Source organism: Peribacillus sp. YIM B13477 (assembly GCF_042787955.1).
Lineage (GTDB): Bacteria > Bacillota > Bacilli > Bacillales > DSM-1321 > Peribacillus > Peribacillus frigoritolerans.
In genome coordinates, this window is the sequence record NZ_JBHZPD010000001.1 from 1,357,512 (window position 1) to 1,381,138 (window position 23,627).

General features: G+C 37.9%; 21 protein-coding genes, 1 other RNA gene and 3 pseudogenes. 7 read left to right on the top strand and 18 right to left on the bottom strand.

Annotation, left to right across the window (positions count from 1 at the left end; translation table 11 throughout):
* Positions 1-29: 29 nt before the first annotated feature.
* The gene (locus tag ACFX4H_RS06540) at positions 30-989 is read left to right on the top strand and encodes a sensor domain-containing diguanylate cyclase (protein WP_377434650.1); all 960 of its coding nucleotides are present in this window, start codon (positions 30-32) and stop codon (positions 987-989) included.
* Positions 990-1,267: 278 nt separating this feature from the next.
* Here ACFX4H_RS06540 and ACFX4H_RS06545 read toward each other — a convergent pair whose 3' ends face one another.
* A complete protein-coding gene (locus ACFX4H_RS06545; protein ID WP_034312075.1) occupies positions 1,268-1,447 on the bottom strand; it encodes a hypothetical protein in 180 nt (59 codons plus the stop codon).
* A complete protein-coding gene (locus ACFX4H_RS06550; protein ID WP_223255799.1) occupies positions 1,448-2,191 on the bottom strand; it encodes a type II toxin-antitoxin system SpoIISA family toxin in 744 nt (247 codons plus the stop codon).
* Between the two features lie 260 nt (positions 2,192-2,451).
* Here ACFX4H_RS06550 and ACFX4H_RS06555 point away from each other — a divergent pair, with 260 nt between their 5' ends.
* Positions 2,452-3,537: an MBL fold metallo-hydrolase gene (locus ACFX4H_RS06555; protein ID WP_377434652.1), complete on the top strand. Its 1,086-nt coding sequence runs from the start codon at positions 2,452-2,454 to the stop codon at positions 3,535-3,537.
* Positions 3,538-3,873: 336 nt separating this feature from the next.
* Here the strand turns inward: ACFX4H_RS06555 and ACFX4H_RS06560 are convergent, their stop codons facing one another.
* The 4 genes from ACFX4H_RS06560 to ACFX4H_RS06575 form a co-directional block, all read right to left on the bottom strand.
* The gene (locus tag ACFX4H_RS06560; RefSeq protein WP_098184880.1) at positions 3,874-4,821 is read right to left on the bottom strand and encodes a DMT family transporter; all 948 of its coding nucleotides are present in this window, start codon (positions 4,819-4,821) and stop codon (positions 3,874-3,876) included.
* A 182-nt stretch (positions 4,822-5,003) separates the two neighbouring features.
* The gene (locus tag ACFX4H_RS06565; RefSeq protein ID WP_377434655.1) at positions 5,004-6,470 is read right to left on the bottom strand and encodes a sodium:solute symporter family protein; all 1,467 of its coding nucleotides are present in this window, start codon (positions 6,468-6,470) and stop codon (positions 5,004-5,006) included.
* 17 nt (positions 6,471-6,487) lie between these two features.
* Positions 6,488-6,709 carry a DUF3311 domain-containing protein gene (locus ACFX4H_RS06570; protein WP_034312093.1) on the bottom strand — a complete coding sequence of 74 codons (222 nt, stop codon included), beginning with the start codon at positions 6,707-6,709 and terminating at the stop codon, positions 6,488-6,490.
* A 77-nt stretch (positions 6,710-6,786) separates the two neighbouring features.
* A complete protein-coding gene (locus tag ACFX4H_RS06575) occupies positions 6,787-8,451 on the bottom strand; it encodes an amidohydrolase (protein ID WP_063591188.1) in 1,665 nt (554 codons plus the stop codon).
* A gap of 482 nt (positions 8,452-8,933) precedes the next feature.
* On the opposite strand from ACFX4H_RS06575, the gene ACFX4H_RS06580 reads away from it, so the two are divergent.
* On the top strand, positions 8,934-9,260 hold the full coding sequence (locus ACFX4H_RS06580) for a YnfA family protein (RefSeq protein WP_377434658.1): 327 nt from the start codon (positions 8,934-8,936) through the stop codon (positions 9,258-9,260).
* 77 nt (positions 9,261-9,337) lie between these two features.
* On the opposite strand, the pseudogene ACFX4H_RS06585 reads toward ACFX4H_RS06580, so the two are convergent.
* From ACFX4H_RS06585 to ssrS, 5 genes and pseudogenes are all read right to left on the bottom strand, one after another.
* A pseudogene (locus ACFX4H_RS06585) lies at positions 9,338-10,685 on the bottom strand (IS3 family transposase).
* Positions 10,686-10,794: 109 nt separating this feature from the next.
* A complete protein-coding gene (locus tag ACFX4H_RS06590) occupies positions 10,795-10,983 on the bottom strand; it encodes a hypothetical protein (protein WP_034312104.1) in 189 nt (62 codons plus the stop codon).
* Between the two features lie 298 nt (positions 10,984-11,281).
* Complete coding sequence (locus ACFX4H_RS06595; RefSeq protein ID WP_377434766.1) at positions 11,282-12,484, bottom strand: MFS transporter; 1,203 nt, start codon at positions 12,482-12,484, stop codon at positions 11,282-11,284.
* A 23-nt stretch (positions 12,485-12,507) separates the two neighbouring features.
* Complete coding sequence (locus ACFX4H_RS06600) at positions 12,508-12,648, bottom strand: hypothetical protein (RefSeq protein WP_377434661.1); 141 nt, start codon at positions 12,646-12,648, stop codon at positions 12,508-12,510.
* Positions 12,649-12,973: 325 nt separating this feature from the next.
* Positions 12,974-13,161: non-coding RNA, 6S RNA (gene ssrS, locus ACFX4H_RS06605), on the bottom strand.
* A 361-nt stretch (positions 13,162-13,522) separates the two neighbouring features.
* Here ssrS and tatA point away from each other — a divergent pair.
* Positions 13,523-13,729 carry a twin-arginine translocase TatA/TatE family subunit gene (gene tatA, locus ACFX4H_RS06610; RefSeq protein ID WP_034312109.1) on the top strand — a complete coding sequence of 69 codons (207 nt, stop codon included), beginning with the start codon at positions 13,523-13,525 and terminating at the stop codon, positions 13,727-13,729.
* Between the two features lie 326 nt (positions 13,730-14,055).
* Here the strand turns inward: tatA and ACFX4H_RS06615 are convergent, their stop codons facing one another.
* Positions 14,056-15,354, bottom strand: a complete 1,299-nt coding sequence (locus ACFX4H_RS06615) for a protoglobin domain-containing protein (protein WP_377434664.1) — start codon at positions 15,352-15,354, stop codon at positions 14,056-14,058.
* A gap of 517 nt (positions 15,355-15,871) precedes the next feature.
* A complete protein-coding gene (gene bcaP / locus ACFX4H_RS06620) occupies positions 15,872-17,284 on the bottom strand; it encodes a branched-chain amino acid transporter BcaP (protein WP_377434667.1) in 1,413 nt (470 codons plus the stop codon).
* A 504-nt stretch (positions 17,285-17,788) separates the two neighbouring features.
* Between bcaP and ACFX4H_RS06625 the strand changes: the two genes are divergently transcribed.
* On the top strand, positions 17,789-18,850 hold the full coding sequence (locus ACFX4H_RS06625) for a DUF3900 domain-containing protein (RefSeq protein WP_063593481.1): 1,062 nt from the start codon (positions 17,789-17,791) through the stop codon (positions 18,848-18,850).
* Positions 18,851-19,413: 563 nt separating this feature from the next.
* On the opposite strand, the gene ACFX4H_RS06630 is transcribed toward ACFX4H_RS06625, so the two are convergent.
* Positions 19,414-20,289, bottom strand: coding sequence for an acyltransferase (locus tag ACFX4H_RS06630; protein WP_034312123.1), 876 nt, complete (start codon positions 20,287-20,289; stop codon positions 19,414-19,416).
* A 152-nt stretch (positions 20,290-20,441) separates the two neighbouring features.
* On the opposite strand from ACFX4H_RS06630, the pseudogene ACFX4H_RS06635 reads away from it, so the two are divergent.
* A pseudogene (locus tag ACFX4H_RS06635) lies at positions 20,442-20,549 on the top strand (Rha family transcriptional regulator); the annotation flags it as partial.
* On the opposite strand, the gene ACFX4H_RS06640 reads toward ACFX4H_RS06635, so the two are convergent.
* Positions 20,547-20,597: a hypothetical protein gene (locus ACFX4H_RS06640; RefSeq protein ID WP_152607985.1), complete on the bottom strand. Its 51-nt coding sequence runs from the start codon at positions 20,595-20,597 to the stop codon at positions 20,547-20,549. The pseudogene ACFX4H_RS06635 and the gene ACFX4H_RS06640 sit on opposite strands and share 3 nt — an antisense overlap.
* Positions 20,598-20,856: 259 nt before the next feature.
* Between ACFX4H_RS06640 and ACFX4H_RS06645 the strand changes: the two are divergent.
* Positions 20,857-21,321 (top strand): annotated as a pseudogene (locus ACFX4H_RS06645) (DUF3898 domain-containing protein); the annotation flags it as partial.
* Positions 21,322-21,660: 339 nt separating this feature from the next.
* Here ACFX4H_RS06645 and ACFX4H_RS06650 read toward each other — a convergent pair.
* The 3 genes from ACFX4H_RS06650 to ACFX4H_RS06660 all read right to left on the bottom strand — a co-directional run bounded on the left by ACFX4H_RS06650 (position 21,661) and on the right by ACFX4H_RS06660 (position 23,434).
* Positions 21,661-21,831, bottom strand: coding sequence for a hypothetical protein (locus ACFX4H_RS06650; RefSeq protein WP_156319538.1), 171 nt, complete (start codon positions 21,829-21,831; stop codon positions 21,661-21,663).
* A 242-nt stretch (positions 21,832-22,073) separates the two neighbouring features.
* Complete coding sequence (locus tag ACFX4H_RS06655) at positions 22,074-22,277, bottom strand: hypothetical protein (protein ID WP_377434671.1); 204 nt, start codon at positions 22,275-22,277, stop codon at positions 22,074-22,076.
* Between the two features lie 308 nt (positions 22,278-22,585).
* Positions 22,586-23,434, bottom strand: coding sequence for a pyridoxamine kinase (locus ACFX4H_RS06660; protein ID WP_377434674.1), 849 nt, complete (start codon positions 23,432-23,434; stop codon positions 22,586-22,588).
* Positions 23,435-23,627 lie beyond the last annotated feature (193 nt).

Sequence of the window (23,627 nt, forward strand, 5' to 3'; positions counted from 1 at the left end):
AGAATATAGATAAAAAAAGGAGCCTGGGAATGATTCAGCAAGATATCAACTATTATAAAAATTTTGATTCCATCGCTAAAGAAGTATTAGCACTATTAGCTCAAACCATTGAGGTCAATACATTTTTCCTTTCTATAGTGAATCCCATCCAGAGTTTCATGATCAAGTCCTTCAATAGAAATGCAAAGTTAATTTGTGAAGGTGACATCCTTCCTTATAATATGGCTTATTGTAAATTAGTTGTTGAGAATGGCTTGGAACCACTCGTTATCCCGAATTTGGGGAAACATGAATTGACTAGTGACCACCCTGCAACGAGGTTTATCGGGAATGGGTGTTTTATGGGAGCTCCCCTTATAAATGAGGGTGAAATCATTGGTACATTATGTGCATTCGACATTAATCCTCATGTTTTTAAAGAATATGACCTAACCCTCATTAAGTCTATGGCAGCTTTGATTAGTCATGCCATTAATCTTGAAAAAGGGATTATCAGGGATCCTTTATCAGGTCTTTATAATCGGAACTTCATTTATAATTATTTTGATTATCATCAAGATAAAACGAACGATGAAATGGCCCTTCTTTACATCGATCTTGACCATTTTAAATTTTTTAATGATTCCTTTGGACATGATACTGGTGACGGCGTCATCAAAAAGGCTGCCGAATGTTTTTTGCAAACCGTCCCCGAAGGCAGTCAGGTGGCTCGAATCGGTGGTGATGAATTCATTGTATTATTAAATCCTTCGCATTGTGAGGATTTAATGAAAAGCACTCAGCAAAACGCTGAATTATTATTGAACCGTTTATCCACCATGCCCATTACCATTAATGGAATTGATCATTTTATATCAGCTAGCATAGGGATTAGCTTTTATCCTCATCATGGTACGGAAATGGACTCACTTTTGAAAAAAGCGGACCGTTCCATGTATATGGCCAAAGAGGCTGGACGGAAAAATATTCAATACTTCCACCCTGAGTGATCATGTAAAAAATAAAAAAACCAGTTCTCCTTAGGAGACTGGCCTTCTTTCACCTTAAAAAAATCCAACGTTTCGCTTTCAGCCTTTGCAAAAGCTTGAGCAGGTCGGCATTTGCCTTATGTATCCGTTTCTCGGATGGTGAAGCGGAGGGGACCGGGATGTTAACTCTCTCGGGCTTTTTGTTCATATTCTGAAAGACCCTTCCTATTCTTTGATTTTGAATAGTATATGCGGGTTAACCATTAAATATCATAAGGAAAGGAAAAACCCCTTCCTTTTCATAAAACACTTTTTAACCGGCTGAAGCGTGCAGCTTTTTCTTTTTGTTTCAGAATGATGCGTTCGTTCTGTTTCATCACTTTTTTAGTGTGGGGACTTAAACCTACATCGGGTATTTTAACCTGTGGTTTGATTACGGCAACCGACACGTCGTTGCCAGCTTTATCATAAATGCTCATTTATCCTTCACCACCTGGTTTTTGTTTTATGACCATATCGAACATCATGATTAATAATGCTATCAATAAACAATCGACTTCTGAAACGAAGCTTTCTGATTTAACGTCAAGGATATAGGGTTCCATCAAAATACTAACAGGCTGCAGAGCCATTTTTTCTTCATCATTATAATACGTATCTTCTCTTTCCAATGTAGCACGAATGGTACTGCCATTCAAGTTCGGAACCCCATTTATCACCGACTGCTTGTCCTGTTCGGTTTTGAAAGGAAGAATTTTCACGTTCATCCCTTCCTTTGCTGCATATGCTTGAAGGAGAATGCTCAAATAAGCCAAGTATTCCTTATTCGTTTGATAATACTCAGGTATTCCTTCTTTCTTTAGGAGATGGAACATATTCTTGACCTTTTCCCTATTATCCGTTAATAGTTTATCACTTTCCGCAACGGCTTTTGTTGCATAGGATAGCTCGTTATCGCCAATCTTCGATATATACATGCTCAAGAACACAAACATATCAATCAGGATGAATACGATAGCCATTATCAAGAAATTTTCCCACTCATTAAAAATGCTCATCGGATAGAAATTCCAATAAATCAGTGCTCCCAGTATAAAAATGATATACCAGGTTTTTCGAATCGCTTCAATCCTTTTACTAACCTTCTCTTTATATTTCCAAGAAAGAATGACATAGGCTAATAATGCAATAAATACTACCCATACAAAGACTCTGAAAAACATTAACAATCGATTTATCCCCCTACCATTCAGCTGCTACATTCCTTATCCCGTCCTCTATATTATTCATTATATATACCTCTATTCCCTGCCTGAGACGGGTGAAACTTAAACATTTGCCACAAGAAAAAACACTCCACCCAATGTGATTTTACAGATATCTTTATCATTTATCTTATGGGACATCATAGTAAATAACCGTATAAATTCTATGATATGATATGTATAAATAAAAGCTATGATTACTATTGGAGGAAGCTATCATGATGAAAATTATTAAGATCCTCATTTCTACTTTTATACTCTTGTTACTTTTCCTTAACCTCTATCCTCCGCTTGGAAGACGGACAAACAAAGAAAAAGTAAGAAGTTTCACTACTAAAGAGAATTTTGCCAAAGGGAAATTCCAAAATCAGATTCCTGCCAGTCAAGCGATGAGTCTTAAGCATACTGGTTCCATTTTACGTGATTTCATAAAACCTAATCCAAAGAGGAGGCCCGACAGTCCCATTGTAATTGGAACAAAAGAACCCGCTTCTAAGAATTCCAATAAAATCACCTGGTTTGGTCATTCTGCATTCATGTTGGAGTTAGATGGGAAAACCATTTTAGTGGATCCCATGTTTGGCAAAGCACCCACTCCCTTTCCATGGTTCGGGAACAAGCGCTTTAGCGGGGAGCTGCCTTTTGATATCGATATGCTTCCTCCTATCGATGCCGTCCTGCTTTCACATGATCACTACGATCATTTGGATTATTTCTCGATAAAGAAATTAAAAGATAAGGTCAACAAGTTCATTGTCCCACTCGGTGTCGGTGGACATCTAGAAAGATGGGGCGTTAAACAAGAACTGATTCAGGAACATAATTGGTGGGATGAAGCTTCATTCAAGGACTTGCAATTTATTTGTACACCTGCAAGGCATTTTTCTGGTAGAAGTTTAGGCGATGGCAATACGACACTTTGGTGTTCTTGGATAATTAAAGGAAAACAAGAAAAGGTATATTTCAGCGGCGATAGTGGTTATGGCAGCCATTTTAAAGAAATCGGCGAAAAATACGGTCCATTTGATTTAACTTTAATGGAATGCGGCCAATATGATGAACGTTGGTCAACCATCCATATGATTCCGGAAGAAACTGTTCAAGCACACATCGATGTACAAGGAAAACGTATGATCCCCATTCATTGGGCAGGTTTCACATTGTCTTTTCATGACTGGACAGATCCGATAGAACGGGTAACAAAAGCGGCCAATGACCTGGGTCTCCAGGTCTGCACACCTCAAATAGGCGAACCGGTAGTGCTTGGTTCGACGGATTTCCCTCAAACAAGATGGTGGAAATGAAAAATGGGGTTCGGAAAACGTATCATTCATCAAATGATGTTCCCGAACCAAATGACCCAAGCAATACCTTCCCCCTTCAGGTCTGGTTTCTATCTAAATGTTATATCTAAGTTGATTGGAGCGGGTGTACGAGACTCCTGCGTGAAAAGCGCGTCTAGGGGATAACCCGCAGGCGAAAGCCGAGGAGGCTCCCTGACCGCCCGCGGAAAGCGAGTGCCCTACGTTCCAATCAACGTCCAAATTTATACAAGCCAAAAAAACTGTAGACAAACTCGATTTTCATCGAGTTTGTCTACAGTCGAAAGGTCCAACCATATTGGGATGGACCTTTTTCATTTACATTTTCCCTTCATTATACTCAAGATTCACTTTTATTGAATGCTCTTTCTTCACGCCAAAATAATTGGTGCCTATTACACCTAAAATGATTAGTATCGAACCCAATATATCATAGATCGTAAGCTTTTCATTTAGAATGAGAGCTCCTGCCGCAATCGTGACAACAGTGGAAAGATTGGCAAACACACTCATTTGCGACGCTTTTATTTTTGATAAAATCGTATTGGATAATAATGAAGTGACCAATGAAGCCAATATTCCCAAATACAAAATGGAACTGATGAATTCCATGCTCGACCATGGTGTAAAGAATTCCGCCATCGTACCTTGTTTTAAATGGGTAACGAGTGCAGCTGCATTAAAAATGACAAAGCCTGTTCCCATCATGAAAAAGGACATTTCACCTGGTGTATGGTTCCTGGCAAGTGAACGGGTCATCGTTGTATAACAAGCAGTTGCAATACAGGATAGCAGGATCAATACCATCCCAAGCATGTCAGAAAAATTGATGCTGCTCCCTTTCATCACAAAAATAAAAATGACCCCAACTACCGACAAGACAATCGAAAGTTTTTGATATAAAGATGTTTTCTCCTTAAGGAAGTATCCAGCTATCATCAATGTTAGAATTGGAGTGACGGCTGACAGAATTCCAGCATCGGTGGATTGCGAATACTTAAGTCCGAAAGTTTGAAAGGCAAAGAAAAGAGTTGGGAATAATAGGGAAAGCGGTACAAGATTTTTAACCGACTCCCAAGAATAGTTCACCTTTATGACTTTTACGGCGACCAGGAATAAAATGATGGCGAAAGAAATCGTGAACCGGAACGCCAAAGTATCAAGCGGATTCGATTCAGCAATCGCCATTTTCGTGAATAAAAAAGATAGGCCGACAATACTTGAATGAAATAGCGCTAACATGTATGCAAATGATCGGGATTTCATGGCTGCAACTCCTCAACTAGATTACTATATTCCTATTTAGGTATAGTACCCTTTGCATCTGTATTGCAACCCAAGTTAGAGGTAAAAAAACTGGTCTTTTTTTCTGGATATTTAACGGATTTAAGCCTATTACAATAATGTATGGTTGAATTAAATCTGAATGCACCTTATCGTAAGAAATATTAATCGACAATAACAGAGTTTTTTGGATAGGTTTCTTCTAATTCAATACTATTGCAGGCAATTGGTTCTTCAAAAGCGGTCTGGGCTTTCTGTTTTCTTTTCAAATACATACTGATGGCATAAGCAACTGTGAAGTTTATCAATAAAGCAATTAAGCCTATATTAATATTCAAGAAATTCATCTGAGCAAGATGCATTCCTATGGCGAACAGATCCCCTGTAATGAGGCCCGCTGCAATACCTGCAGGTCTTATGGAGCGGAAAAAGAAAATCGATAATAATCCAGGCAGGAATTGCCCAAAACCATAATACGCTGTGTTGATCAAGTTCAGCATCAAGCTCGGCGCCAGCAATGTTAACCCCATCGAACACAACAGATAGAGAAGAACAATAATTTGGACCCATTTTCTTTGAGATTTTTCAGGAACATTACTTAATAAATTCCTGGAAACTAAACCTCCAACCGCCAAACTAGTTACGGCAAGTACTAAAATGCCCGAGAGAGCTGCCCCAGCAGCCACTAAACCAACTGCCCAAGGAGGAAGGATGCTTGTCACTGTTGCCATGAAGGCATGGTTTGGATTGTCTAAATCAGGGATTGAAACAAGAGCAAAATATGAAGCTAGTATGAGAAAGGGATACATCAACATGTACAAGGGCATAAATCTTTGCGTTCGCTTAATCGTACCTTCTGACTTACTAGTGAATACGACAGCAACGATGATCGGCATGCAATAGAAGGCTAATGCTTGAAAAAATATAGTGGTCATGCTGAAAACGACATCTTCCGATTTATCTATCGTAACCATCGCTCCATGTTGCTTAGCCAAATTGAATAGGTTTGACACTCCGTTAATTTCTTTTATAACCACTAACCCGGTGATTATGATCGCTAGAAGCATGATTATATCTTTAAGGACAGAAATGAGTGCTGGAGCTTTCACACCTGATATCGATATATAAATAAAGGCTAAACACCCTGAAACAATGACTGACAGTGTCGGCGATAAATTAAACCCCAAGGCGTTAAGCGCAACGACAAGTCCCTCAAATTGCAGCTGTCCCCAAGGAATCATGAAGAGCAATGCGGAAATTGCCACTACCAGTTCCAATCCTCTATGGGAATAATGCCCTTTGAAAATATCCGGCAGTGTCATTGCCCCGTATTTTTTCCCGGCTCTCCACATTAAAGGGCCCAAATAATATCCAATGGGGTAAGCAAGAAGTATATAACCTAGAAACCAGATGCCATATCCCGGACCTTTGGCGTATATTCCTCCTGGAAATCCAATCATTGTCCCTATACTATAAATTTCACCTACTGCGAGGAAGAATAGTAATATTCCACTGAATGATCGGCCCCCGACTAAATATTCCTCAACATCAACTTTCCCTTTACCACCCCGACTGTTCAATGCTATTCCAATTGATAAGAGTATAATAGATCCAAACACAATCGCCGCCATTATCCATTCCTCCTCATCTACCCCATCTTTTCATTTTTATATTGATGACGATCATAAATATGCCAAGATATACAAAGACAAAGGCTAGTTAGCGGAAACCATAAAAACACCCAAAAATAAAGGATAGGTATTCCCATTACACTGAAATCAAGTTTCGCAATAAAAGGGATGATACCAACAATGGCTATAAATGGAATGATCACACCTATGAATATACCAGCTAATTTTCGGCGGGACATAATTCTCCACCTTTCCTTTTATAAGGTTATTAATGATGCGTTCCTATCGCATAATTTCCTAAGTTTAACAACAATTTTCAATATATTAAACTCCAATCCTTCTGGTATACAACCTGACCATTCACGATAGTGGCAAGAACTGGAATATCCTTAATTTCCAATGGGTCGACCTTCAATGGATCTTCTGAAAGAATAACGAAGTCCGCTCTCTTTCCGATTTCGATACTTCCGGTATTCTTTTCGTCAAAATTAAGTTCTGCCCCCCATATCGTCATTGAGCGCAGTGCACTCTCAACGTCTATCCTTTGTTCAGGCCCTAATACTTCCCCTCCCATCGTCATGCGATTAACTGCAGCCCAAACTGAAAATAACGGTGAGATAGGTGTTACTGGACAATCGGAATGCACAGTAAATAGCAAGTTATTTAGAAGTGCGTCTCTTAAGGGGTTTATACTGTTGGCTCTTTCAGGCCCAAGAAAAAGTTTTTTATGCCTGTCCCCCCAATAATAAACATGATTAATGAAAAATGAACCTGCTACGCCAAGCTTTTTCATTCGTTCTAAATCGGATTTAGTCACGGTTTGCAAATGTTCAATTCGGTGGCGGTGATCGATGCGAGGATTTTTTTTCAGTGCAAATTCATAAGCATCTAATATGGAGCCAATGGCCCTATCCCCGTTTCCATGCGTTGTTATGCGAAACCCCCTTTTGTTTAAATCAAGAATTTCTTCATTAAATTCATTTTGTTCGTGTAATAAGTCTCCGGAAACACCAGGATTACAATGGTATGGCTGCCGCAATGCCGCTGTTAATCCTTGAATTGACCCATCTTGAAACAACTTAGCACTATCAAGACGAGCACGACCGCAGGACTTTTCAATAATTTCCAGATTAAGTTCAGTAGCAGTATATTTTCCTAATTCATTTCCTTCCCGCAGGAGATTGTGCATGACCATTAAGCGCATTCGCAATGGATTTTTTCTTTCCGCGATTGCTTTAAGATGGGCTTCCAGTTCAACTATGCCCATATTCAACCCTACACCGGCGTCAGTATTTGTAGTGATCCCTGTTTCTAAGTAATCCTTCGAGCCCTCGCTTAATAATGAAACCAATAAATCCAAAGACGGTGCCGGAATCTTCTTTTCAACCATATTCATGGCAGGCAGCTCATATAAAATACCATTCAGTTGCCCTGAACCATCCCTGCCTAGATGTCCACCTGGAGGGTCCAAAACAGTTTCATCCATTCCTGCCATTTTAAGGGCTGCAGAATTAACCACTCCGAAGTGTGCGGATACATGCCTGATGAAAACGGGATGATCAGGTACAACTGCATCCAATTCAGCACGGGTTGGATGCCTTTTTTCTTTTAAAAGAGTATCATCATACCCAAAACCCAAAATCCAATTCTCTTTTTCAGTTTGTTTAGCCATGGAAAGAAGGCGGGCTTGTATATCTTCAATGGTTTGGTTTAGGGGCGAGCTACAGTTTGCTTGCTTTCGAAACTGGGAGTACATCAATAAATGGTTGTGGGTGTCGATAAAGCCCGGAAGCAATGTTGCGCCTTTTAAATCGATAACTTGTGTCCGGCTGTTATATTCAATGGACGTGCGAGGTGGTTCCGCTTCAGGCCAGATTCCGATGATGATTCCATTACTTACTGCTACAGAACCTCCAATGCGACTTTTTTCATCTAATGTCAAAACGTTTGCGTTCGTTATCAAGAGATCCACCTGAACCATAAAAATGCCTCCTTTAATGAGTTATTCAAAAATTAAAATAGTGATTAAGAAGTACTAACGTTTCTACACTATTAACATATTTACACGCAAAATTTTCTCTTGTCTCTTTCGAACAATAGTTTATTAACGTCATCGGAAATCAGTTGTATGTTTTACCAATCCTCTATACGTAATGACACTTCCGCTATTTATTTACCTCCTTCTATTAGATTGAAGTTGTTTTTATTGCCTTTACACCAACTCATCACAACGTCAGTACCACTTAATAGAGAATGATACACACAGCGTTTTAAAAAGTCAATAATAAGTCAGAATATTCAGCAATATTTTTCAACCTCATCATACTAAAACGAAATTAAATGAACAATCATATTCATGCATTAACGGTGATGCCCAGTTAATTTACTAACAACACTGTAAAGTATGATCATTTACCGTTTCATCTATGATAAAATTTCAACGAGGAAGCGAGGTATACATATATGTTGGTTACTATTGTAATTTTCGTTATGGCTGGTCTGGCGGAAATTGGCGGCGGTTACCTTATTTGGCTTTGGTTAAGAGAAGGTAAATCCGTTTTTCTAGGTTTAGTCGGAGGTTTCGGGTTGGTGTTATACGGCATCATTGCAACATTTCAAACGTTCCCTACCTTTGGCCGTGTATATGCTGCATATGGCGGGGTATTCATTGTTCTTTCTGTTTTATGGGGGTGGGGCATCGATAAGAAAACCCCTGATTTATATGATTGGATTGGAGCTGTAATCTGTTTGATCGGTGTTTCAGTGATTATATGGGGCCCTAGACAGTAAAAGAATTAAAGGGCATAAGACCCTTTAATCAGACTGTAGACAAACTTGATCTGACCCAATAAAGTTAGACATATAATTTAAGCAGCTTCTAAGACCTGAGTTCGGTATTCTATCGGACTCAGGTCTTTTAATTTTACCTTCATTCGTTTGTGGTTATAGTAATGAATATAATCATCTAATTCCTTTTCAAAGTGCTCCATACTTTCAAACTCTTGGAGATAAAGCAATTCAGACTTTAACAAGCCAAAAAAGTTTTCAATGACTGCGTTATCTAAACAATTTCCCTTACGGGGCATGCTTTGTATAATGCGGGAATCTTTTAAGGTTTTTTGATGCTTCTTCATTTGATAATGCCACCCTTGATCCGAATGGAGGATGACCGTATCTTCTGGTTTTAGGTGTTTAATCGCCTCATCTAACATATCTCCAACAAGTTTATAAACAGGGTGTTTCATCACTTTGTAGGCAATAATTTCAACATTACATAAATCAAGGATAGGGATAGGTAACGTTTCTCCCCAAATAAATGAAATTCCGTTACGTCTGTTACCCATTTTTGATTTATTTTCTCGGCTTGAAAATCACGTTGTAAAATATGGGGGGCAATTCGACCAACACGCCCCTTATACGAACGATACTTTTTCATACGGACTAAACATTTTACGGCCATTTCATTCATGAGGCGGTTGATGGTCTTTGGATTGTGAGAAACCCCATATTTTTTTAACTCTTTTGTGATACGACGATAACCGTAACGTCCTTTATGTTCATGATAGATAGACTGATTAGTGCCTTTTACCTTCGAATACTTATCTTCTCGATTCAAGCGTTTTTCCCAATAATAGTACGTGCTACGTGGAATATCAGCGACTTTAATTAAGGCCACAACCTCATAAAAGGACTTTAGTTCATAAATTACTTGCGCTTTGATTTGGGTTGTAATTTTTCCTGCATTTGAACTAAAGTATTTAACTTTTTTAAATACGCATTCTCCATTTCTAGTTGTTTAATTCGTTCTTCAAGCTCTTTAACCGAACCTTCAATTTGTTTGGATGGATTGATATCTTTTTTCATGGATGGTCTCCCCTTTTTCTTAGAAATTAGGGCATCTAATTCATAGGCATTAACATTTATTCTCCACGTCCGAATTAGCGCTGGAGATGAAATATTAAACCTTGCGGCTGCGTCGTAAGAAGATATACCCGTTTCATTCATATAATTAAGTACATCCATTTTAAACTCCGTAGAATAACTTATATAGGATTTCTTAAATCCATCGGCTCCTTGAATTTGGTATAAACGAACCCATCCTTGAATCATTTGATACGAAACTTCAAATATTTTTTGAAGATCCATATAGCTGTGCTTTCCTTCAAGGTAAAGTCGTGTAATGAATATTTTCTGTTCGGCAGAAAAATTAGCCATAAAAAACACCCCGTAAATGTTAGTTTGGTGTCTAACATTTACGGGGCAGTTCGAGTTTGACTACAGTCTGAGCCCTCTAAGCAAAAGAGGGCTTTTACCTAATATAGTTTTAAGCTTCCAAGGCATCTTTACGCTTTCTTTTCCTTGATTCTGTTATTAGATCATAACCAAGATAAAGGATGATGGCTCCGCCTAACAATTTAACATATAACGGAATGTCCGCTACAAAGAAATAAATCATAGAGAATAAAGTCCCTATAATGCATAACCAAAAAATTACATGTTTTAAAATTTTCAAAGTATTGACTCCTCACAAAAGATGAGATTAATTTCTAGTTCGCTCCACTTCAAGGGAGTATTAATTATCCGTACCATCATTCTAACATTTATTCTTTAAAGTAAGAGTGACTCATATTGCGAAATTATGAACATTTAAGCAACTTTTCTCAAAAGTAGGTCACGCCAAACAATTTCTGGAAAACCTTTACGCTATTCTTGTCAATTTTCCATTTCATTTATGGCAAAAAAGACTAAAAAAACAAATAGGCATGAAATGACAGCATAGGTATCCAAGCACTGCATTTCATGCATGTAGTTCACAAGACTTTCATTTTATTGGCTTCTACGCCCATTTCTTCAGTTGGTTCCGAGTGATCATGTTTATAATAAGCCATTTTCACTGGAACGAATGATAAGGCAACTGCAGCAATGAGACCCGGAATGGCGAAGGCGATGAAATTCAATTGGATGGGCAGCGAGATGGATAATAAAAATCCGCCGAGTATGGGCCCGAGCATACCGCCAATCCTTCCGATACCAGATGCCACCCCTAGTGCAGTCGATCTAATATTCGGCGGATAGTACTGGGAAACATAGGCTTGTACAAGGTTTTGGGCACCAATGGTACAGGCTCCTGCAATCGCTACCAATGTGTAAATCAGAAATGAGCTTCCTCCCATTCCCAATAGCGTCAAACTTACAGCACCAAGCGCATACAACGGCACAAGCATTTTCTTGGAACCATAACGATCACAAAGTTTAGCGATGATAAGCGTGCCTACGATAGCGCCGCCTTGAAGGACGATCAAGAAACCTAAGCTTGAATTCAACGCATACCCTGCCTCGATCATTAGCTTTGGAAGCCATGTATTCAATCCATATACCATCAATAAGCACATGAAAAAGGCGATCCAAAACATCAATGTGCTAAGAGTACGGGAATCCTTAAACAATCCAACAATCGGCATATTGGCTTCTGTTTTTTTCACTTCCACAAGTTCGTCCTTGATGTCGAATTCACTTTCCGGACTTACCTTGGATAATATTCTGATCAGTTCTTCCTTTTTGTTGATTCTGATAAGATGGGTCGAAGCCTCTGGTAAACGTTTCATCATGAAGGGTAAAAATAACAATGGTATTCCGGCAAACCAGAATATTGATTCCCAACCCAGCGTCGGCATAACCAGGATGCCCAGTATCGGCGCAAGCATCCCTCCGAATGAGTAACCGCACAAAACGATTGAAACGACCATGCTCCGCATCGTTTTCGGTGCATAATCCGTCAATAAGGCAATGACGTTCGGCATGATGCCCCCAAGCCCTAATCCCGCCAGGAACCGGAAAGTCGAAAACATCGTAGGCGTATCCGCAAATCCACATAAAAGCGTAAATAAACTAAATAAAATAAGTGTAATCGCGATTACGTTTTTCCTGCCAATCCGATCTGCTAATGTACCAAAGAAGATGGCCCCGAACAACATTCCAAATAGACCGTAGCTGCCCATAGCCCCAGCTTCCACGGAAGTAAGGTTCCATTCCTCTGTCAATAACGGGACGACTGTTCCGTAAACGACAAGGCATAGCCGTCAAAAAGGATAATGATAAAACACCATGCCAGCAATCCTAAATGAAAGCGGTTAAATTTACTATTGCTAATTACCTCGGTCGTATTAATTTTAGCCATAAAATCTTTCTCCTCTCTAGGTGACTGCAATAATTCCATCCAAATGATAGCGCTTACGTAATCATTCAAAAAATATTCGACTCACATTTTTTATACAAATAGTGAACTGAGTTATCTAATTGTTATTATAAATGCTAATTATCTGATATTTCAATAAAAACTTTCACATATTATTCATAATTCTTGAAGCCTTCACATAACCCCGTTACTAACATTGTATTCGCAATTTCTGGATATCATCTTTTTTTATACGGATCTTCAACGTTCCAAACCATAAAACAACAAAAAACCAGTCCCTTATCGGACTGGTTTTTAATTATTAAAGTAGTAAGCCGCTATTGCCGTATTCAAGTAAGAAAGTTTTAAACCACCACTCCTCAAAGTGGGTGTTTGCAGAAGCAATCCTGTTGTCCAAGTCAGTGACGAGGCATAACATTCCTGTTTCAATATAAAACTCCCTATTACAGCTTAAAGGTTAAAACTTAATTATCATTACGAACAACGCAGCTTGTATAGTTATAATACCGAAATATCTTCAAACTTGCAAGTTTAATCATTCCCATGCAACAAAAAAATTTCATGCCGGACATTAAGCTGGTCCAGCCAAATTAGTTTCATGCCCAAAACGTTAAATGGCACTCTGATTACACTATCCGTCCCCCACTTTCATTGATATCTTTTTAGGGAATATCATACTTGGGTAAGTAAATATTTTAAGATAGAATGTGCAAGATAAAATGGAGACGGAATTGAAAGCGTTTGTCTTCCAAAGATCATCGGATGTTCAACACTATAATATATTCTAAATACCATTTGCAAATACATGGAAGGAGTCTATAATATTAACTAATAGATTTGATTGGAGTGACTGATTATGCTATCAAACATTGGTTTTCCCGGTTTAATTTTAATCCTTCTTTTAGCTTTAATTGTTTTTGGACCGAACAAACTGCCTCAAATCGGACGGGCAGTCGGCACCTCACTTAGGGAATTTAAAGATGCAACCAAGGGAATAACAGAAGAAATACAAGAGGAATTCAAAGATGACGTACAAGCTGCAAAAAAAGAAACGATAAAATGAAAAAGACGCCTGCACGCAGCAGGCGTCTTTGATGCGTTTGTGGCGCAGAACCGTCAGGCCACATCCCGACGTTTAGCTAAAAGCTTGTTCTTCGACTTACACAAATTAGCTCATCGCTTTATTAATATAACATTAAACTTATATTTTATCAAGTGATTTATTGAGCAGCCTGTTAACGGCATCCATTGGGAAGTGATTTAAATCCCTATTTATAGTTTGTTCATATTTTATAGACCGCTTTGGGGGTTTTTAGAAATATTCTATCGAGTTGTTTATTAAAATACAAATGAGCCCCAAAAACGGTTCTGTAAAACCGTTCAACTTCATTACAAGTTCATTGTCAATTGAGTCAATTGATCCGAGGAAACGGCCACTTGATTGAACGCTTCATTAATTTCATCGAATATATCATTCAACTCTGTCATTTCCTTGGTGATCTTAATATTCTGCTCTTTAACTGAAAGCATGGCCTTTGCTATATCAGTAAAAAATATGCCCGTTTCTTTTCCTTGTTTCGTGCCTTTAGTAATTTCCCCGCTAACCATGGAAATTGACGTGTTCATGACGTTGGTAAAATGAGCGATTCCATTAACCAATTTCACTACTTCAGATACCGAGTCCTTGGTATTTTCCGATAGCTTCCTTACCTCACCAGCCACAACCGCAAATCCTTTACCATTTTCACCAGCTCTTGCCGCTTCGATCGCTGCGTTCAACGCCAACAAATTCGTTTGCTCGGCAATTGAAGTGATGATCGTGACAATTCGTTCAATTTCCTTTGAAGTATTGGAAAGCTGCTCCATATCTTTTGAAATGATCGTCATTTGCTCCTGCGTTTTCACCAATCTTTTCTCTAATCCCTGTAACAGTTCGACTCCCTCATTTGACTTTCCCTCTGCATGTATGGCGATCTCGGACCCCTTTTGGGTGAAATCATGAATTTCCCCTACCTTATTTGCCATTAATTGAGTTGCTGAACTGGTCTCTTGACTGATTGCTGCCAATTCCTCTGCATTATGATTGACCTGTAGTTTCATCGTCTCTTTTTCTGCTAAGTCTTTTTGGCGAATCTTCTCATTTTCAAGTTCATATGCCTCTAAAACTATTTGCTGCTCTAAATTAAAAATTTTAGTGACAGCCAGAATGTTATCTTGATATTGCTCAATATTTTTTATGTTGGAAATCACATGAATGATCAATGATTGCAATAAATCCTGAAATGCACTCATATACCACTTTGGCTGAAGTCCAATTCGCACATGTACTTGTGCGATAATATAACGCTGTTTAATATACGCATCATCAATGGTTCCGCTAAACATTTCGAACATATGACGATGCAGTGTCTTTTTCAACCTATCAACAGAACCATTGTCCTTAATGATTTTCATTAAAGAGGGTTCATTTTCTAGATTTTTATAAAAGTTCCCTACAATTTTTGTCAAATGTCCCTTCACTTGTTCCTGTAAAGAACGAATTATGCACAAATCCTCGATGGTCAAATGAATCATGTCCACTTGATTCAATACACTCGAATATTCCCTGATATTGATACCGACGTGTTCTTTATATTGCATATAGTCTATAGAATCTATCTTTTGTTTATTTCTCCATATTCTTTTCATGATTGAATTGCCCCCCCATTTTTTAACCCATATATACTATTTCGACATAAAGTTTGTTAATCTTAATTCACTTTGAGAAATTTTCTTCCTTCACTCAAGACTTATGAACGATTTATGTCCAAACAAAAAAGACACTCCAGAGAGTGTCTCAGACCGTATACTTTTTTTGAGAGAGTGTAGAATATGAACGTTGATTGGAACGTAGGGCACTCGCTTTACGCGGGCGGTCCGCCCTCGGCGCTCTTGGCGCCTGTGGGGTCTTAATTGGACGCTCTTTTCCCGTAGGAGTCTCGTACCTTCCGTTCCAATAAACTGGAATATATTTTTAAGAAAAAACTATAGGTTGGACTCAATTCGAACACTTGAATAAGCTAGTGACACTCCTGCTGAATAACTGGCTAGCGAAAAACAAAAAAACATGAATGATAACCAAGTTTTCATTTAAAATCTTGGTTCGGGGAGATAGCCTTCCTAACTCCCTTAGTCGTTAAACTGAAACGCTCAAAAAGTGTCTTTTTCAATGATCTTTTTCCTGCTGGTTAAGATTGGAATGCTTACGGGAATAAGCGAAGTAAATGACTACTCCGATAGCCATCCAGATTAAAAACCTTATCCACGTATGACTCCCTAGCTGAATCATCAAGAATACACAAAAAACGATTGCCAGGCCAGGAACGAGCGGTACTGCCGGACAATAAAAAGCTCGTTTCATATCCGGTCTTGTTTTACGTAAAACGATAACCGCTACGGAAATCATCGTAAAAGCAGTCAATGTTCCCATGTTGACCAACTCTGCCAATTCACCAAGAGGTATGAATGCTCCCAATAGGGCCGCTATCATACCAAATATCCATGAAGCTGCATAAGGTGTTTTATATTTTTTATGAAGTTTTGATAAGGATTTTGGCATCAGCCCATCACGTGACATCGCAAACATAATTCGCGTTTGGCCATACAACATTACCAAAATCACCGTTGTCATCCCGAGGAATGCACCTAGATCGATGATTCCTGCAACCCAATTTTGTCCTGCGCTTTGCAAGACCAAAGAGATCGGATGGTCAAGAGCCTGGCTGAATTGTGCATACGGTACTACACCAGTCATTATCAAACTTACCGCCATATAAAGCACCACACAAATGACTAATGAACCGAGAATTCCCCGTGGTAAATTCCTACCTGGATTTCTTGTTTCTTCAGCCGCAGATGCAACTGCATCAAAGCCGATGAAGGCAAAGAACATTAAGGCGGCAGTTGAAAATACTCCATCGATACCAAATGGCATGAATGGCTGCCAGTTTTCCGGTTTCACATAATAAATAGAAGAAACGATGAACAACAACACTACCAACACTTTAATAACGACCATGATATTATTGATTCTAGTCGTTTGTTTCGTACCTATGGAAATCAAAAAGGTTATCGCCATGACGATCAAAAAGGCCGGCAAGTTCATATAAGTCGTGACACCTTCGACCGAACCCGGTGCCGCCGTCAATTTCTCTGGAAAGTTAATTCCGAATCCACTTAAAAATGATTGGAAATAGCCCGACCACCCGGCCGATACGGCACTAACAGCCAATAAGTATTCAAGAATCAAATCCCATCCGATTATCCAAGCGGCGAATTCGCCTAAAGTTGCATAAGCATACGTATAAGTCGAACCGGATACCGGCACGGAAGCTGCAAATTCTGCATAAGAAAGTGCAGCGAATAAACAGGCAAGCCCAGCAATGACGAAAGATAATGAAAGTGCAGGACCAGCATTCACTGCACCAGTACCTGTTAATACAAATATGCCTGTCCCAATAATCGCTCCGATTCCTAGCATCGTTAAATCCCAAGCCCCTAGTTCCCGTTTCAATCCCTTACCGCCGGAACCTGCGTTTTTCAACAAGTCCTCAATGGACTTCTTCCTAAAAATACTCATGTTTTTTCCCCCGTAAATTTTATAAACTATTCTGAAAACTACAGACAAATAAATTCACTTACCATTTATATCGAAGAAATTTCGACAAATTTCTACAATTCCTGAATTGTCTGACTTTCAAATTATACGTATTACCCCTTCCTTCGTCAATGATTTATTATTGTAAAATTCTGTTTTTTGAATTTTTTTTGGAAGGGAATCCTTAATATTCAACAGGAATATCAATATTTAACAAATAAGGATTAATAATTTATTATTTTAATATCAATAAAGTAAGCTATTAGAGTATTTCGATTAATTTTTTCTTGTAAAAGTTCTAATATTTTTAATCCAATATTGGATCATTCGTTATTTTTGTGTATGTATTATTATGAAATAATACTCCAATATTATTCTGATCATTCATGCACCAATAGTTTGACGGAATCAAAGTACATCACTATACTTATTAAGTCTTAAAAAAAGTACGGGAATTATGCTTAATAATTGAAGAAGGTGACATTCATGGATTTTGCAATTACCTATCTGTCTTTTTACTTAATCCAAGTCGAAGGAAAAGGCGATCAGGCTGATAAGCGTTTTAAACATTTCCAAACTCTTGATACTGAAGAATACGAAGAAAGTCCTCTAAAGGATTTTTTGGATGGGGAATTGATGAAGATTTCCAAACGAAAAGTCGACCGTCATCCAAAAACTGAACAAATACCGACCAAAATTGGTTCTTTTATTGTCGAAGAAGGACATGCACTTGATTCCAACCCTAATTACAATGTATTTAACCGTGTTCGATATGCAAAAACAAAACAGGAATTCCAAGAGGAAAATGAACAATTCACACGGTCTTATATTGATACAAGTGCCGTCCGTGGCGGTGTCTTCATAATCGCATCCGCAAAATTAACGAAATATCTTGATGAACCATTCGTTTTCTTATTAAAATGTGATTTCGAGCCGAAAGTTGCTTCCATTTCGGATGAACGGACCTTGATTAGGCACGTTGAAATGGCAATCACCACTAAAAATATGAAATCCATCCAATACCCATACATGCCCGAAGAAGGTATGGTCGAAGAAGGCGAACTTAAAATCCACCAGGCCTCACATGCCCGCTACTTCGAGGACTTCTTGAAGTTCGTCGAATATGGCGAATCGATGCCTGAAATCATGAAAAACCAGGTTATCCATATGGTTCATGAACATGTATCCGCTCAATTCGAAGAAAACAGTGACGAATTGCACAAATTCGAACAGGACCTGGAAATCTGGGAAACCAGTGAAAAGCGGGAAATCCAGGAACGCCTTGAAACCCATCAGGTCGTCGAAGCCACAGCCCAGATTGTCGAGCATACACCTGAAGCCGAAATGCGAATGAAGCTTGGCAGTACATCCGTCAAAGGACTATTAGCCGATTTTGGCGAAAGCATTCATTTAGGAAAGATTAATGGGAAGTATGTATTGATGATAGAATCCAATACAATAGAGTTCGATAAAGGCGTTTCGCCGATTGAATTTCATAAGCCGGATGATTTGATGGAGATTGTGGAGAAGATTAGTAGGAAGGTTTAAAGGAATGGTGATGATTTGTGATCAGAGTTGTGATCATTGAAACAGTGCCATTAAACCGTTTGTAATAGTTTGTGTGATCATATTTGTGATTAAATTTATGCTCTAAAACATGTTAATAAGGGTTTCCTTAATGAAGTATACTTAAAAATTAAAAAGACAGTAAGCTTATCTTTGCTTACTGTCTTTTCGTTTATAACTAAACAATAAGTTATTCAGTTGTTCCTTCTTCAACGTTGTTCCCATTGCTAATTCTCCTTTGTAGAAAAGGAACAACCCTAAAAAAGACAATAAGAAACTAACCCCCTTGAAATGCATTTTAAAAATTCTTACAATTATTCCTGTATCCATCATTCTTAGCTACCATTTGGGATTTTCTACTTTTAATCTTTTCTTCTATTTGTTTTACATACTCTGCTACCTTATTATCATTGCCCAAAAATTTTAATACAAATAATTTTCTGTGGCTTTAAAAGAAAGTCCCAACGTTTATAAAAAAGAATAACGAAAGCAACTCAGAGTTTTGATTTATTTTTTGAGATAAATTCATTCATTTACTTCTTACTTCATTTGCGAAACGCTCGATCGAGAAATGTTTTCTTTTTCTCAGGAGGCACAGGAAGAAAGAAACGATTCTTACTTGTTACATCAAGATAAGGCGTTAATATGTCAGTCTTCTCCTCTACAGAAGTTGCGGTATTTAGCTGTTCTTCAATTTTTGCAAAATGTTTTGCTGTTGAGCCTTTTAGCGTATAGACAAAACGCCCATCTGGGAATTTTTGTGATTTTTCCGTTTCTTTTTCAGTATATGCATGGACAGACGGACGTGCCCAAAAAACATTTTTCCGCACCACACGTGCAGGACTTCCTGCAGCTGATACATTTGATGGGAGCGATTTTGTCACGAGTGACTTTGCACCTAAAATTGAACCTGTTCCAACTTCTACTCCTTTTAGAATCATGACGTCCTGCCCAATCCAAATGTGGTCACCTAAGTACACACTCTTTGTTGTGTTAATCCGTTTTCGAGTTGTTCCATCGTAAATCAAATGTGGATCTGCCAAACGAACGACTACATTACTTGAAAACATATTATCATCACCGATGAATAGATTCTTTTGCTCAGAGAGAATAAATCTCGCTGCTCCATTAAATGAATAGTTGCGACCTAGGAAAAATGTATTGTCATTCCAAACATTGACTCTCATCGTTGCATTGTGATTGGATTTCCCAATGATTATGAGCGAGTTATTGCCATTAAAATTTAGCGTTGCATTTTTAAATTCGGCCCCACGTTCAATAATTACCCGATTTCCTTCACCCAAAAATTTGATTTTACTATTCACAAACAAAATCTCATCTTCGGTATTTCCTATAAAGAGTATTTCATTATCCGTTTCCGGTTTCTGTAATATATCGGAAATAGTTTCCATGATTTTCATACCCTCTTTTTCAAAGTGTTAAAAACGTGTTCATTATACATCATTATTTGCTTAACACAAAGTCCGCCTAAGAAAACCTGAGGAGATGTAAAGCTGAAGCCTTCGGATTTACGAAAAAAAGGGAAATGGTAATGGTAAATGAATGATGGGCTATAAATCAAAATGGACAATTGCTGGTAGATAGTAGTGAATTTGCAGAAATGGTTGGGAAACGTCATGACCATTTAATTATAGATATTAAAGGATACGTAAAGGTTTTAGAGGAGTCCGTCAGCAACTAACCCTTTTCGCTTCTGATAAGCTTCCACTGCTGCTTTTGTTTCCTCACCTTAATATCTATCATCAGCTTCGATTTTTAACGCATGCTGAATACGCCCTACATTTTTTCCTTTTGATTCCAATCTTTATCACTTTACCTGGATAAGGTACAATAGCAGCATTAGAGGTGTTTTTATCAGAACCACTTGCCTTTGTAGCAGTTGATTCGCTAGGTACAACCCAATCTTTCGTTACTTCGAAATGCGGAACTATATGTTAGTTTACGCTATTTCTAACGTTTCTCCCTTACATGCCCGCTACTTCGAGGACTTTTTGAAGTTCGTCGAATATGGCGAATCGATGCCGGAAATCATGAAAAACCAGGTCATCCACATGGTCCATGAGCATGTATCCGCTCAATTCGAAGAAAACAGTGACGAACTGCAGAAATTCGAACAGGACCTGGAAATCTGGGAAACCAGTGAAAAGCGGGAAATCCAGGAACGCCTTGAAACGCACCAAGTCGTCGAAGCCACAACCCAGATTGTCGAGCATACACCTGAAGCCGAAATGCGAATGAAGCTTGGCAGTACATCCGTCAAAGGACTGCTAGCCGATTTTGGCGAAAGCATCCATTTAGGAAAGATTAATGGGAAATATGTATTGATGATAGAATCCAATACATTAGAATTCGATAAAGGCGTTTCGCCGATTGAGTTTCATAAGCCGGATGATTTGCAAATACTAATCGAAAAAATCATAAATAAAAGTTGATAATAGCCAGAGTTTTGTGAGCAAAAATGTGAGCAGTATGTGATCAATTTTAGACCTTAAAATACTATTAATACTCTTAAATCTAACTACTAACTTTTGTTAGTAGTTTCTACAGTTTGTTTATTTTTTCTAATTCCTATTTTCAATTAAGAAGTTAAATATATTTTTTAGAAATGCATGCTTATCATGAGCCTAAGTAAATACTGCTACTTAGGCTCTTTTCTTATAGAACTTGTTTTCATACAACTTCACGTTCTGGTATTCCAAAGTTATGAATTTCCCCTTGCCTGCCACGTTTAGGAAGATTCTTTTGCATTTTCTCATAATATGTTAGCTTCCTCATTGTAGCGAATAACACTTCCACCGTGACTTTTGCAGCTTCTTTATTACCTTTCCTATCGTATTTATCAAGTGCTTCTTTAACTCGGTAATCTCTAACTCAGTGGCTGTGATAATTTCTTGGAGGACATCATTGGCGAGAGTAATGGAAGGAAGATATCTGTTATTCATTAGTTGATCACCCTGTATTCACAGATGTAGTCAACTGGAGTTTTAATATCCAGAGCATTAGATATATCTATAGAAGATTTATTTGAAATTGAATTAGTTCAAACTGAAGAAAACCACCAATAGCAATTACTGGCGGTCTTTTGTATAAACAGGAAATTTATTGTAAAAAATATTATTATCACTAGCTTTTCTTTCTTTATTAATTCCCCTTAACTGAGCTGAGGTATATTCCTTAGCTTTTTTCATTCCTCTTCAAGCCAAGGTTTATCGTTAAGTTTACCCTTTTTAAATAGTTCATAATATAGGTGAGTGAATGCTTTAGCCATTAATTCCATATTAGGCTCATTAGCATAAGTAATTTTACAAGGCGGTCTATCTTCTTTATTTGTTTTTGCACTCCATGGAATTTTTGCGTTTTTTAATTCTAAGCAACCTAATTGACGCATTTTCTTTATAATTTCTGATCTATTCTTATCAGGAAATAGAGCTTCTAATTCCTCGATTGTAGATAATATTGTTTTTTCTTCAAGTAATTTTTCTTAATCTTTGTAAAGGTCTATGGAAGTTAAATATTTTCAAACTTTAACGAACATAAAAACTGGCTGTTGTAAGGTAAATAGAAAGTTTCCTTATTATTTAAGTGATTTTTTACAATATTCGGCAAAAACATAAGTACTATTTGATTTATACAAAAAGCTCGGTTAGTCAAAAAGCCCAGCTTTTGTTACTCTATTTTTTCCATTTTTTAAAGGATTCATAATAACATTCGTAAATATTTTTCGAAGTTAACTCCTTCTACTTTAGGAATTTGCTCCAAGGAGGAATCATTGATAGCCTCTGTCAGGAATGCCACTGCGAGCTGTACGGATTTTTCTAGGTTCTCTCCACGCATCATGCTTCCCATAATCACAGATGCAAATAAATCACCAGTACCTGAATAGCTTTCACCGTTATACTGCGTCGCACTATAAAAGGTTCTACTTCCGTCCAAATACATATTTCCGATAAACTGCTTCTCTGAATCTGCTGACGGTGGATTCATTCCAGTGATGATAACCTGAGCTCCCGTTTCTTGCTGCAACATATTCCCTGCTTCTTCTATCGCTTTAATATAGTCCTCTTCGTTAGAATAGCTATGCAGCTTTTCATAAGGCAATCCGGTTAATAAACAGCACTCTGTAACATTTGGTGTAATGACATCTGCACGCTTCACCAGTTCTCTCATAAGTACCAGTAATTCATCGGTAAAAAGTTTATAGACTTCCCCTATATCCCCCATTACTGGATCAACAAGTAAAATGGTTTCTTTTGTATAAAATTTATCTAAAAAATGGAAAATATTATTAATTTGCTCTTCACCAGTAACGAAGCCGGTATAGATTCCATCAAAGGTTACATTAAGCTTGCTCCATTCTTCTATGAAGTTTTTCATTTTGGATGTAAAATCTTCACAAAAAAAACTTGGATATCCGGTTTGCGCAGTCAATATGGCCGTTGGTAAAGGGCATGCCTGCACGCCCATGACCGAAAGAACCGGAATTGCAGCTGTTAATGAACATTTTCCAAAAGATGATAAATCCTGTAGTACAGCAATTTTTTTCATAATAACCTCCATATGGCCTATCCACTTTAAACTTTATTTATCTTATCATAAATCAGCTAAAAACAGTCATCTCCTCTCTCTTTTCAATACGTATAATATCTGTTTTATCAACTGACCTCATAGTTTTTTAATAAATTGACACTTTTATAGACACCAGTCTTTTGCTAAAATCAGAGGAAAATTCTAGTTAGGA

Coding starts and splice junctions, on each gene's coding strand:
- ACFX4H_RS06540 (WP_377434650.1), top strand. CDS start 30: ATGATTCAGCAAGATATCAACTATTATAAAAATTTTGATTCCATCGCT.
- ACFX4H_RS06545 (WP_034312075.1), bottom strand. CDS start 1,447: ATGAGCATTTATGATAAAGCTGGCAACGACGTGTCGGTTGCCGTAATC.
- ACFX4H_RS06550 (WP_223255799.1), bottom strand. CDS start 2,191: ATGTTTTTCAGAGTCTTTGTATGGGTAGTATTTATTGCATTATTAGCC.
- ACFX4H_RS06555 (WP_377434652.1), top strand. CDS start 2,452: ATGATGAAAATTATTAAGATCCTCATTTCTACTTTTATACTCTTGTTA.
- ACFX4H_RS06560 (WP_098184880.1), bottom strand. CDS start 4,821: ATGAAATCCCGATCATTTGCATACATGTTAGCGCTATTTCATTCAAGT.
- ACFX4H_RS06565 (WP_377434655.1), bottom strand. CDS start 6,470: ATGGCGGCGATTGTGTTTGGATCTATTATACTCTTATCAATTGGAATA.
- ACFX4H_RS06570 (WP_034312093.1), bottom strand. CDS start 6,709: ATGTCCCGCCGAAAATTAGCTGGTATATTCATAGGTGTGATCATTCCA.
- ACFX4H_RS06575 (WP_063591188.1), bottom strand. CDS start 8,451: ATGGTTCAGGTGGATCTCTTGATAACGAACGCAAACGTTTTGACATTA.
- ACFX4H_RS06580 (WP_377434658.1), top strand. CDS start 8,934: ATGTTGGTTACTATTGTAATTTTCGTTATGGCTGGTCTGGCGGAAATT.
- ACFX4H_RS06600 (WP_377434661.1), bottom strand. CDS start 12,648: ATGGCTAAAATTAATACGACCGAGGTAATTAGCAATAGTAAATTTAAC.
- tatA (WP_034312109.1), top strand. CDS start 13,523: ATGCTATCAAACATTGGTTTTCCCGGTTTAATTTTAATCCTTCTTTTA.
- ACFX4H_RS06615 (WP_377434664.1), bottom strand. CDS start 15,354: ATGAAAAGAATATGGAGAAATAAACAAAAGATAGATTCTATAGACTAT.
- bcaP (WP_377434667.1), bottom strand. CDS start 17,284: ATGAGTATTTTTAGGAAGAAGTCCATTGAGGACTTGTTGAAAAACGCA.
- ACFX4H_RS06625 (WP_063593481.1), top strand. CDS start 17,789: ATGGATTTTGCAATTACCTATCTGTCTTTTTACTTAATCCAAGTCGAA.
- ACFX4H_RS06630 (WP_034312123.1), bottom strand. CDS start 20,289: ATGAAAATCATGGAAACTATTTCCGATATATTACAGAAACCGGAAACG.
- ACFX4H_RS06650 (WP_156319538.1), bottom strand. CDS start 21,831: ATGAATAACAGATATCTTCCTTCCATTACTCTCGCCAATGATGTCCTC.
- ACFX4H_RS06655 (WP_377434671.1), bottom strand. CDS start 22,277: ATGCGTCAATTAGGTTGCTTAGAATTAAAAAACGCAAAAATTCCATGG.
- ACFX4H_RS06660 (WP_377434674.1), bottom strand. CDS start 23,434: ATGAAAAAAATTGCTGTACTACAGGATTTATCATCTTTTGGAAAATGT.